General features: G+C 45.5%; 4 protein-coding genes. 3 read left to right on the forward strand and 1 reads right to left on the reverse strand.

From position 1 onward, the window contains the following. Positions 1-484 precede the first annotated feature (484 nt). Positions 485-5,668, forward strand: coding sequence for a hypothetical protein (locus D0A34_26750; GenBank protein ID UNU21964.1), 5,184 nt, complete (start codon positions 485-487; stop codon positions 5,666-5,668). Between the two features lie 211 nt (positions 5,669-5,879). Then, positions 5,880-8,168 (forward strand): oxidoreductase, encoded by a 2,289-nt coding sequence (locus D0A34_26755; protein UNU22483.1) that lies wholly within the window; start codon positions 5,880-5,882, stop codon positions 8,166-8,168. Positions 8,169-8,317: 149 nt separating this feature from the next. Here the strand turns inward: D0A34_26755 and D0A34_26760 are convergent, their stop codons facing one another. Further along, positions 8,318-9,562, reverse strand: coding sequence for a glycosyltransferase (locus D0A34_26760; protein ID UNU21965.1), 1,245 nt, complete (start codon positions 9,560-9,562; stop codon positions 8,318-8,320). A gap of 553 nt (positions 9,563-10,115) precedes the next feature. Here D0A34_26760 and D0A34_26765 point away from each other — a divergent pair. Continuing rightward, positions 10,116-12,617, forward strand: a complete 2,502-nt coding sequence (locus tag D0A34_26765; protein UNU21966.1) for a serine/threonine protein kinase — start codon at positions 10,116-10,118, stop codon at positions 12,615-12,617. The last annotated feature ends 50 nt before the right edge of the window (positions 12,618-12,667 follow it).

Genomic DNA, 12,667 nt, shown 5'->3' on the forward strand with positions numbered 1-12,667 from the left:
GGCTGGGAGCCCCGCAAACAAAGACTCTTTTGCTGGGTAGAATGTGAGCAATTATCAAGATTTCAGTAAAATCCGGTTAATTTTGCTGGGAATATGCGAATAACAGAGTATGTATTTTTTTGGGTATGCTTTAATGCGATCGGCTAAAACAATAAGTATGCAGGCTGAAATAAACTTAACTAATTGATACTTCCCAGTGATTGGAAATCGCCCAAAAGGGCAAAAATAAAATTAATCATGTGATTCTTCCCTGTGATTGGCAAACGTAAAAACCGGTAAAAGTAAACTTATAGCAACCGCCCAAACGGTTAGGACGTTCTTAATAGCACTTTCCCCTGCAGTCGATCCCTTCCATCCGTTACATCCGTTAAATAATCCGTTGCGGAACTTCCATCCGTTACATCCGTTAAATAATCCGTTGCCGAACTTCCTTTTTTCGGCAGTTGACAGCACCTATCCTGAGAAACTTTTTCAAAAATTAATTATGATTAATTCGCACTGCCAGCAAGACACCGCAGCACAGCAAAACAAAAGTTCGCTGCAAACTCTCACCCGGACTCTGAGAATGTCTCAGGGGCAATTTTCGCTGATTTTGGTGCGGTGCAATTACAGTGCGATGAGAGAGGAAATTGCAAGGCAATTGCGGGAGGAGTCTGGTATCGAGATTCGAGAAATTGTCCTTCCCCCATCTGTTAAAACTCTTTACACGACACTAGAAACCAAACTTTCCTGCAGCCATCCACCAGCTTTAATGGTGTTTGGATTGGAATCGGTAAGTGCGATCGATCGGGTGCTAACTTCTACCAACTACGTGAGGGAAGAATTTCGGAATAATTTTCCCTTCCCGGTGGTGCTGTGGGTGACCGACAAAATCTTAAAAAAGCTGATTCGGTTAGTAACAGATATCGAAACTTGGACAACAAGTGTTGAATTTGTGATCGGCCCCGACGACTTGGTGGATTTCCTGGGCAAAAGTGCCGATCGCATTTTTTCCAACATTTTAGAAAGTGGCAATTGGCGTCTAACTAATTCTGCCATTCTCGGAGCCAATTCTTTGACTGAATTAGAGTCGGCTAGCCAAGACTTGCAAACTTGCAACATCAGGTTAGAACCAGCCATTGAAGCGAGTTTGCAATTTATTCGCGGTAGGCACGAATATGCTTGTCACCGCATCCCTGCGGCTATTGAATTGTATCAAAAAAGTCTCAGTTTTTGGAAGCATCAAGTAGCATTTATTGGACAAAAAACAGAATTTAGCGATTTGTTATTTACCGTTCACCCAGCACCGGTGTTAGAGGGAATTCTGCTATTCCACATCGGTCTTTGCTACCGCTTCCAAGCAGAACAACACCGCAGCAGCAACCGTCCTTACTGGACGGAAGCTAAGAATTATTTTCAGGAATGTATTGATGTTTTAGAACGGGCGGGACGGCCGGATGCCGTTGGTATATTCATCAATCAACTTGGCGAAGTATTGCAGCATTTAGAAGATTGGGATGCACTCTGGAATTTAGCTATCAAAGCTCGGAGGTTACATGAAAATATGGAAAATTCAGGAGTTAATTTGGCTCAAGATTACGGCTTTTTGGCTAGAGTAGCCTTAGAGCAAAAGAACTGGCAAGGGGCGAAAGAATGGGCTTTAGTGGCTCTAGACGTTCTCAACTCAAATTTAGAAGCGACGGGACAGGGGACCCCTGTAAAGTCGCAGCATCTAGGCTTGTATCGGTTAATTTTAGCAGAGGCTCAGAGTCAGTTGGGTGAGGTGCAGGAGGCGATCGCACATTTAGAGCTTGCTCGTTTGGAAACCGAACCTTGCTACAACCCGCAACTGTATTTGCGGGTTTTAGAAATGCTGCGATCGCTCTATTTTCAGCGGGGAGAATATCTCCAAGCATTTCAAATTAAGCAAGATTACCGAGCGGTGGAACACACGTATCGGTTCCGAGCTTTTATTGGAGCCGGAAAGTTGCAGCCGCACAGAGAAGCGGTTAATTCCGTCGCCGAAACTGTTGCTGACGCTGCTACTATTGCTGACGAAATTACAGCTTCCGGCAGAGAGCAAGACCTCAACCGCTTGATATATAGGATGAACAATACCCCCGACAAACTGACAGTAATTTACGGTCAGTCTGGAGTTGGCAAAAGTTCAATAGTCACGGGAGGATTAGTACCAGCTCTCAAACAAAAAAAAATAGAAATGCGGACTGTTTTGCCGATCGTGCTGCAAGTTTACAACAACTGGCCGCGGGAATTGACTAGACAGTTATCTGCTGGGAAAGCTGAAATATTCGATCCGGAAATTTCCGAAGCAGTACCAGAAACTGCTCCGGTAGATTTTCCAGTAGAAGCAGGTGCAGTCAAGGGAAATCTTATTTCGGGATTTCACGGTGGCTCGACGGGGAATAATGAGGATCAAAGGGAGGAGTCACAGCCAGTAGAATTAATCATACAACAACAGGCGATCGAATACGAAAATATTCTCAAGGAGCTGCAAAGAAATTCCGAACATTTAGTGACTGTTCTGATATTTGACCAATTTGAAGAATTTTTTTTCGTGTGGAAAGAGCCAGCGGAAAGACAAATATTTTTTGAGTTTTTGCGGGAATGCTTGAAAATTAAATATTTAAAAGTCGTCCTGTGTTTGCGGGAAGATTACCTGCACTATTTGCTGGAATTTTCCCGACCCAAAAACCAGACAGGATTCGTTAACAATGATATTTTGGATGACATTCTCAGCAAAAATATACTGTTTTATTTGGGAAATTTTTCCCTGGTCGATGCGCGATCGGTAATTCGCACTTTAACTGAGCGAGCGCAGTTTTACTTAGAACCGGAGCTGATCGAAGAATTAGTCAAAAATTTAGCTGGAGAATTGGGAGAAGTCCGCCCGATCGAACTACAACTTGTCGGCGCTCAACTGCAACAAGAGAACATTAGAACTTTAAGTCAATATCAGGAACTTGGCAACAATCCTCAACAAAAATTAGTCGAAAGTTTTCTCGAAGAAGTCATCAAAGATTGCGGCCCCGAGAATGAAGTAGCTGCCCGCAGAGTATTGTATTTGCTCACAGATGAAGAAGAGATACGTCCCCTAAAAACCCGCGCAGAATTAGCCTCAAATTTAGCGACGTTTGCTGAAGCTGATAAATTAGATTTAGTCTTAGAACTGTTAGTAAACTCGGGTTTAGTTTTTCGATGGACGGAACTGCCTGCTGAGCTTTATCAGCTCGTTCACGATTATTTAGTTAGCTTCATTCGCCAGCAGCAAGAATTAGATAAAAAGGCAGAAGTTGAGGAACTGCGAAAGCAAAACCAAATTAACCGAGATGAAATTGAACAAATTCGCAAAGACAGAGAGCAAGATGCTTTGCTGTCGGAAGCTAGAGACAAACAGTACAAAGCGGAAGCTCAACTTTACCATACTCGGAGATGGCAATTGCGGGCGGCGGTTGTAGGAGTGCTTGTACTCGCAGGTGTTTCGGGGATGGCATTCGAGCAAGCAAAATTAGCAGAAATCGCACGGCAAGAAGCAGAAAAAAGTCGGACTGATGCCCTAAATTCGGCGTCGGAAGCTTTGGTGCTTTCTAATGAAAAAAATCAATTAGGGGTGTTGGGAAATAGTATCAAAATTGGTCGTGATTCTCAGAAAAGTACAGCGCTGCCTGTGGACACTAAAAATCAAATTGCTGAAAGGCTCAGACAAGCCGTTTCCGGGGTGCAAGAACGCAACCGTTTCGAGCAGCACAGCAAGTTTGTTTTGGATGTGAGTGTCAGCCCCGACGGCAATTCAGTTGCTTCGGCAAGTGCTGACAAAACTGTTAAATTGTGGACCAAAGAAGGTAAGTTATTAAAAACTTTCAATCACCCCGATAGCGTGACGAGTGTTAGTTTTAGTCCCGATGGGAAAACGATCGCTACTGGTTGTGCCGATCGTACAATTAGAATTTGGCAAGTAGATAACGACAAAAGTGCGATCGGCATTTTATCTGGCCACGGCGATATCGTCACCAGCGTCACTTTCAGTCCAGACGGCAAAACCCTAGCTTCCGCCAGTCACGACAACACCGTCAAAATCTGGAACCGGGCTAACAAAAAATTGCTGCAAACCTTAACCGGACACAAAGACTGGGTGCTCGGCGTCAGTTTCAGTCCCGACAGCCAAACAATAGCCTCAGCAAGTGTTGACAAAACTGTCAAACTTTGGAACCGAGAAAGTAAAACCGATAAATTTCAAATTAATCCCAAAACACTAACCAAACATTCTGACATTGTGTACAGCATTAAGTTCAGTCCAAACAGTCAAGAAATCGTCTCAGCAAGTGCCGACACCACAGCCAAAGTTTGGAACCGAAACGGTGAAGAAATCAGAACTCTCAAAGGACACAACGATGAAGTTGTCAGCGCGACTTTCAGTCGCGACGGCAAAAAAATTGTCACCGGCAGTGCAGACGATACGGTGAAAGTTTGGAGTCGCAGCGGCACTTTGCTCAACACTTTTCGAGGACATCAAGACGACGTAAGATCCGTAAGTTTCAGCGGCGACGGCACTATTGCTTCCGCAAGTAAGGACAAAATAGTGAAAATTTGGAAACCGGACAGCACTCCGCTGAATAAGATTTTATCGGGACACGGAGACTGGGTTTACAAAGTCAGTTTTAGTGCTGACGGCAAAACAATTGCTTCTGCTAGCGGAGACAAAACCGTGAGACTTTGGCGGGCTGACGGCAGTTTATTTAAAACCTTAGAAGGTCACAATGATTCTGTTACCTGGGTGAGCATTTCCCCTGATGATAAAACTGTTGCTTCGGCGAGCGATGACAAAACAGTGAAAATCTGGAGTTTAAACGGCAAACTGTTAGATACTCTCAGCCACAGCGGCATTGTTAGAAGCGTGAGTTTTAGTCCCGACGGAAAGATAATTGCCGCCGCCAATGCCGATCGCAAATTGTACCTCTGGCGCTGGAACGGTTCTAAAGCAACTTTGTTTGCAAAACTCGATCACAGCAATCCAGTAATTAGCGTTAGCTTCAGTCCCGACGGCAAAACTATTGCTACTGCTACCGCTGCGGAGGACAAGGCAAGCGGGAAGAAAAAGGCTTTTGAAATTACCGGAGAAAAGAGAATTTACCTGTGGCAATTTAACGGTTCGTCGGCGAAAATTATGAAAACTCTCGACCACCAAGACCGCGTTAAAAATGTTAGTTTCAGTCCCGACGGCAAGACTATTGCTGCTGCTTGCGCTGACAAAAAAGTTTACTTGTGGGGGTTTGATGGAAAGGCAGTTAATTTAACTGAAAAACTCGACCACAGCGATACTGTAGAAAGCGTGAGTTTTAGTCCCGACGGCAAGTTGATTGCGGCGGCGAGTGGGGGAAATACTGTTAAGCTGTGGGATTTTGACGGCAAGAAGGCGCTGCTATCTAAGACTTTGGAATCGAGCGATCGCGTGTTGAGCGTTACTTTTAGTTCTGATAGCAAAACTCTGGGTTTTGCTAGTAGGGATAGGACTGTAATTCTGTTGCCTGTGGAGAATTTGGAACTGAAGAATATCATTGCTCGCAGTTGCGAGTGGTTGGGAGATTATTTGCAGAATGACCCGAATGTTGCTGAGGGCGATCGACTGCTTTGTCTTGGATTTGGGAAGCAGGCGTTAAATAAGAAGAAGTAAACCCTTTAGTGAGGACTGCATTTCGCTGTCGGCGGATGAATAAAAACTTGCCTTTGTGACTGCGAACCTCGATTTGAATTCCGATTAAAATATTTATCTGTTGACTGGTGTTTTCTGCTATAAATTTGCGGTAAAATTCCAGTAAGAAACTTAACTTTTTTGGCGGTTGACCCGCCGCATCAATCCGCAATTCCAACAAAAGGTAAACCGCATGGATGTCAACTCCCAAAATGTCCAACCAATCCCGCTCTTCAACGAGACAAACGAGGAAACACCAGAGATAGGTGGCGGTTTGCCCATAATAGAATATTGGGCAAAACATACATTGTCCCCGGAAGGCCCGAAACTTTGGAAAACTTTGCTGCACAAAAGTGCTTGTTTGTCTTGTTCTTGGGGCACTGGCGGGCAGAAAGGAGGTTTTACAAATGAAGAGGGCGAAAAACTTCAGCGGTGCATGAAAAGCGTCGAAGCAATCTCCGCTGAAATCAAGCCGGCTATCTCAACTCAATTTTTTGAAAAGAAGAGTATTGCACAACTTCAGCAATTAACTTCAATGGAAGCCGATAGGTTGGGAAGGCTGAGTTTTCCGATGATTTTGCGGGCGGGTTCATCTCATTACGATCGCATTTCTTGGGAAGAAGTTTATCAAATTGCCGAAGCTGCTTTTCGCAAAACCCCCGAAAGAGTGGCATCTTACAGTTCCGGTCGCTCTTCCAACGAAGCGGCTTTTCTGCTGCAATTGATGATGCGGGCGATGGGTTCCAATAACTTAGCAGATTGTTCCGATCTCTGCCACGCTCCCTCGACAATCGGGTTAAGCGAAATGTTTGCTACCCGCACCTCGTTAGTGAGTCTAGAAAACTTGAAGGAAGCAGATTGCGTCGTGCTCGCGGGCAGCAATTCTTCCTACAACCATCCCCGTTTGATGAACGAATTGATTAAAATTCGCGACAAAGGCGGTAAAATAATTGTAATCAATCCGGTGATGGAAATCGGGTTAGTCAAGTTTGGTTCTCCCGCATTTCCCGTCAAGTCGCTCATCCCCGGTTCCGATATTTCCTCGTTATACTTGCAACCAATTCCCGGCAGCGATACGGCGCTATTTGTCGGCATTCAAAAGTCTATAATCGAACAAGGATTGCTGGGTCAAAAATACTTGCAAGCTCATACAGAAGGCTGGGAAGCAGTAGTCCAGCACGCCCGCGAAACCGATTGGAAAACTATTACTAAAACCTGCGGAGTTTCCCAAGCAGAAATTGAGGTGGCAGCCAAAATTATCGGCACGTCCCAGCGGGTTGTATTCGGTTGGGCGATGGGAATTACCCAACAGGATAACGGTGTAGATAACGTTTTCAGCATCGCCAACACGGCATTGATGACAGGAAATGTCGGCAAAGAAGGGGCGGGATTAATGCCCGTCAGAGGACACTCAAACGTCCAAGGATTCGGCTCTATGGGCGTCACTGTGAAGCTGAAAAAAGAAATCCAACAAGCTTTAGAAAAGTTATTGAATCGTCCCCTCAGCCCTGTTAAGGGCTACGACACTCGATCGCTCATTGAAGCAGCAGATGCAGGCAAAGTCGATACCCTGATATGCCTGGGCGGTAATTTGTACGGGGCGAATCCAGATTCAAGTCAGGCAAAACAGGCTTTAGGTAAAATTGAAACCGTTATATACCTCGCAACCAAACCGAATTTAGGGCATTTTAGCGGCTTGGCAAAACACAATACAATTGTGCTTCCCGTCCTGAATCGCTTTGAAAATCCCCACAAAACAACGGTGGAAGCCGGTAATAATTTTGTGCGTTTAAATGATGAGGGCGAAACTCATCTCCAGAATTCGGATTTGATTCCTGAAGTGCATTTTTTAACAGAATTAGCCAGCCGAATTCACGGCAATTTTCCCGTTGATTGGCGCCAACTTCAAGACACAAAATACGTTCGGCAATTGATTGCTAAAACTATTCCGGGCTATGAAAAAATAGCGACAATTGATGAAAACCAAGAGGAATTCACCATCAGCGGTCGCATTTTTACAGAACCTAAATTTCCTACAGAGTCTGGGAAAGCGAAGATGTTTGTCACGCCTTTACCTAAGCTGAAATTACCGGAAGCGAAAGAGTTTGGAGTATCGGAATCAACACAGGGTATTGTTGTGGCATTGATGACGGGACGCAGCTATTCTCAGCATAATACTGTGGTTTACAAAATTGAGGACAAGTACCGGGGAATGCCGCACCGCAACTGCATTTTGATGAATCGCGCGGATGCAGAAAGCGCGGGTTTGCAAGAACATCAGCGCGTGACGGTGCAGGGAAATGTGGGGAAAATGGAAAATGTCGAGGTAATTTACGGGGCGGTTCGTGAGGGTGCTGCTTTGATGTTTTATCCTGAAGTTAATGTGATTTTTCACCCGGAGATTGAAAAGCGATCGGGCACGCCTGCTTACAAGCGCGTACCTGCTTTTGTATACGCGGAAGTTCGGCAACGGATTCTGTAAGGGATGTAACGGATGTTATGATTAGCTCTGCCTTCTGTCTTCTATAACTCACATTTTAGATGATTTTTAAGAACAGGCAAGATGCCTGTTCCACAAGGAGTTAATTTTTTGTGGGGTGGGCATCTTGCCTGCCCAGATGCAAGTCTTAATTAACTCTTAATTTGCAAAGTTCTACCGCGCCAAGTCCACCCCCAACCCGTTTCAGTTTTAATCCCAGAACCGATCGCAATCGCCGCCACTAACGCACCTCCGAAACCTCCCAACCACCAGTATTTCGTCGGACAGTCAGAAATCTCGGCACCCAAGCGGCGCAAATTGTAATGCTGCCAAATTACGATTACGGATAAACAGATAGTTAACCAGGTAATTGGTAATTGGTAATTGGTAATTGGTAATTGGTAATTGGTGATTGTCAGAATTTCTGCGAAGTCCCCGTTTGCCAGCAAAATAGCTAATGCCAACCACGGCATCGGATAAATAAAAAACATAATTGCAGCCATGTAAACCATCAACCCCCAACTGCGGTTAGCGCCGAGATACAGATTCTTTGTCCAGCCTTCCCACAATGCGCTCCAAGACCGATACATCCGCACGGATGCCAAATTTGACCCGGAATAAAGTCCGAGCTTTAAACCCGCACGTTTGATGCGCCTAGCTAATTCCACATCTTCCACAATTTCGCCGGCAACTGCTTCGTGACCGCCGATTTTTTCGTATCCCGATCGCCTAAATAACATGAACGGCCCGCCGGCAAAAGCACTGTCTGTTTTCGAGGGATCGTTGACGGCGGTAAAGTCGTACCAAACTGCTAGGTGATTGAACATTATCGGCTGCACCAACCACTCGGCAAAACACTCACAAACCAGCGCTGGCATACTGGTGAACAAGTCTATTTTCTCGGTTTCGGCTGTGGCGATAGCGGTTTCGATTGCGCCTGGTTTGAGTCGCACGTCGGCATCGATAAATAATAAGAAGTCTCCGGTTGCTATTGGAACAGCTTGGGCGCAGGCCCAGTTTTTGCCCGCCCAATATTGGTTGGTTGGTCGCGGCTGACCTGCTAATATTTTAAGCCGGGGGTCGTTGAGATGCTGTTGCAGGGTTTGCCCGATCGCTAGTGTGTCGTCTGTCGATCGATCGTCTACAATCAAAACCTCTAGGTTCTCCACAGACAGCGGTGTACTCTCCAAAATGGCGATCGCGCAATCCCGAATATTCTCTGCCTCGTTGTATGCTGGTACGATTACCGAAATTTTAGGGAACTGCGCGGCGGACTCCGGTGACAGCTTAGCCAAACTTCTGTCGGTTCGAGGCGCATTTTCGACTGATCGGCGCAAATTCTTAGTGTAAGCTCTACTTACAATCAGAGAAAAAATTAGCAGGGTTAACAATATCAAAGCGAACAGACCTCAAATTTTCGGTACACGATTTGTCTCCCTAAATATTAAAAAATATTAAAACAAAAAGCTAGTCGATCGCCCGAAAAGTTATTTTGACCGCCTCTTTTGCTATAATTTGTGAGCATCTTTCGGCTCGCTCGCAGCGAGGGGTAAGACCCCTCACCCAGACAGCGACCGAAAAGCCGAGGATAGATATCAGTTGTCAGAGGATATTGGAATGGGCGAATTTGTGACAGTCGATGTGTTGGCGAACGGGATAGCCGTACTTGGTGCTTTCGGTTTTTTCTTTTTAGGATATCAAGCTTTGCAGATGTTGAAAAAATAAAGTATGGAAGAAGGAAGAAAGAAGAAGGAAGAAGGAAGAACTATTAGCTCCTTGCTCCCCCCAAACCCCTAAAAAAAGGGGAGTAGGGGGTGGGACAAGAGCATTCTTTCGCTCCCCCCAAACCCCTGAAAAAGGAGGATTTAGGGAGCTAAACTCAAAGACAAGTGACTCAACAGTGCAACTGTTTCTTGCGAAAATCAACCAAAAAAAGGCTGCGTTATTATCATGGTGAGCCAACTTTTAGATGGACGCTATCAAATCATTGAAGTCATAGAAACAGGAGAATTTGGACAAACCTATCTGGCCAAAGATATTCGCCGTCCCGGAGAACCGCAGTGCTTTGTCAAGCACCTGCGTCCCGGTACCACCGAACCGAAATTAATTAATACTACACGCCGTCTTTTTCAAAAAGAAGCAGAAGTTCTAGAAAGGCTCGGTCAACACGACCAAATTCCTCAGCTATTCGCTTATTTTGAAGAAAACGAAGAATTTTTCTTAGTTGAATCCTTTGTTGCCGGTCACTCGCTATCAACCGAAATTGTACCGGGCAAGCCTCTGAGCGAAGAAAAAATGATTCCTTTGCTGAAGGAACTGTTAGAAATTTTAGTGTTTGTACACGGACAGGGAGTAATTCACCGAGATATTAAACCGGCAAATTTAATCCGTCGCTATTCAGATAACAAGTTAGTTTTAATCGACTTTGGCTCGGTGAAAGAAATTCACATTGCTCAAAGACAAGCGCCGGTAACGGTGCGGATTGGCACCCTGGAATATATGCCGATCGAACAATTTCAATACAACCCGCAACTCAACAGCGATATCTACGCTTTGGGAATGATTGGCATCCAAGCAATGACGGGTTTGCCGGCTTACGATTTGCCGAAACTGCGGGATTTGAAAAATTCTAATAAAGGCGAAATTGTTTGGCGGCATTTAGCCACGTGTTCCCAAGCGCTGGCCGATGTTTTGGATAATATGGTGCGCTACGATTTTCGGGAGAGATACCAGTCGGCGGCGGAAGCTTTAGCCGATTTGAGGAAAATTGGCGATCGCTCGCGGGCGCGGATTCCCAAGCTAACAATATATCGCGAAGAAGTCGATCGGCGCAGCAGCAGCCGGGGTGATATTACAGTCGTCGGTCGTAGAATATTAGATGAACTGCGCGTGAGTTTGGAATTGCTGCCAGAAGAAGCAGAGGCGATCGAAGATGAGGTATTGAACCCTTACCGCAAATACAGGCAAAAAGGCGAACGCTACGAACAATCACTGCAAGAAGCCATGCAGCAAGAATATCCCTTTTCTCAGGAAACTCGCGACGAATTAAAACGCTTGCAGCAAGTTTTAGGGCTTACCGACGAAGATGCCGCGAAAATCGAAGAATTAGTCATTCCTAAATCTTTATTTGCTAAATTGTACAAGGCGATCTCCACAGTTTTGGAGGGACACCGCAACCCCAGTGGGCCACCAGCCAGCAGCGCCCCTCACCTCGAATTGCAGGCAAGTCCGGCGGTATCCTCGCAGGTAAATCTGAACGGAAAAACCGATTTCTTGATCGCCAGCCCAGTAGCACTTGTCCCCAAAGAAACTCGCAAATTCAATCCTTATCTCGCCGGGGCAACAATTGCGGCTATCTTAGCTGCGATCGGCGGAATTTACGGATATCTCAAGTGGCAAGAAGGGCAGCAGCGAGTCCAGAAAGAATCCCAACAGCTCAATCAAATTGAAGCTCTTTATAAAGGCAGTAATTATGAAGACTGCATCAGCCAAATACCAACAATTGCCGATACTTCCAGCAGCTATTCGTCCGCTCAGAAGTTACAGGAACAGTGCCAAGCAGGTCTGCAGTGGAAGAACGCCAAAGTCAAAAATTTCGCTCAGCATTCCGATGCAGTTGGGTCTGTTGCTTTCAGTCCAGACGGCTTAATGTTAGCCAGCGGTTCTAAAGACAAAACCATCCAAATTTGGGATTTAGCTACAGGCAAGTCGATCCGCACTTTTCCAGGAGATTCCTCCACTATTTGGTCGGTTGCTTTTGACTCAAACGGTACGAAACTGGCGACTGGAACCGGTTTTTGGCGAGTCATGCTGTGGGATTTGAAAACAGGGCAAGTGATTCGCAGTCTCGACCACACTGCTTCTGTGTGGTCTGTCGCTCTCAGCCCGGACGGACAGCTTGTTGCTAGCGGTAGCGGAGACAAAACCACGAAGATTTCGGATGCAGCAACTGGCAGTTTGATTCAGAATTTTCCAGACCATACAGATTTTGTTTATTCTGTTGCTTTCACTCCCGATGGAAAAAGTTTGGTTAGCGCTTCTAAGGATAAAAAAATTACAGTTGTTGATGTAGCAACGGGGAGGTTGCTCAAAACTATTGAGGGACACGGCGACGCGGTGAGGTCGGTTGCTGTTAGCCCGGACGGCAAGACAATTGTTAGCGGTTCCTACGATGAAAGTATTAAAATCTGGAATATCGAAACAGGAGATTTAATTCGCTCTATCCAGGGACATTCTGACGATATTGTCTCGGTTGCTATCAGCCCGGACGGGAAGTTTATTGCGAGCGGGAGCAAGGATAAAACTATTAAAGTTTGGGATTTTGCTACCGGAGAATTGCTGAATACTTTGACGGGACATTCCGATGAGGTTTATGTGGTGACTTTTAGTCCCGACGGCAAAACTATTGCTAGCGGTTCTAAAGACAATACTATTAAGTTGTGGCTGAGGTAATCAGAAGGAAGAAGGAAGAAGGAAGAAGGAAGAAGAAAGAAGGAAAAATA

Source organism: Microcoleus vaginatus PCC 9802 (genome assembly GCA_022701275.1).
Classification (GTDB): domain Bacteria; phylum Cyanobacteriota; class Cyanobacteriia; order Cyanobacteriales; family Microcoleaceae; genus Microcoleus; species Microcoleus vaginatus_A.

Bases quoted from the DNA above. Each gene is read 5' to 3' on its own strand.
- D0A34_26750 (UNU21964.1), top strand. From the start codon at position 485: ATGATTAATTCGCACTGCCAGCAAGACACCGCAGCACAGCAAAACAAA.
- D0A34_26755 (UNU22483.1), top strand. From the start codon at position 5,880: ATGGATGTCAACTCCCAAAATGTCCAACCAATCCCGCTCTTCAACGAG.
- D0A34_26765 (UNU21966.1), top strand. From the start codon at position 10,116: ATGGTGAGCCAACTTTTAGATGGACGCTATCAAATCATTGAAGTCATA.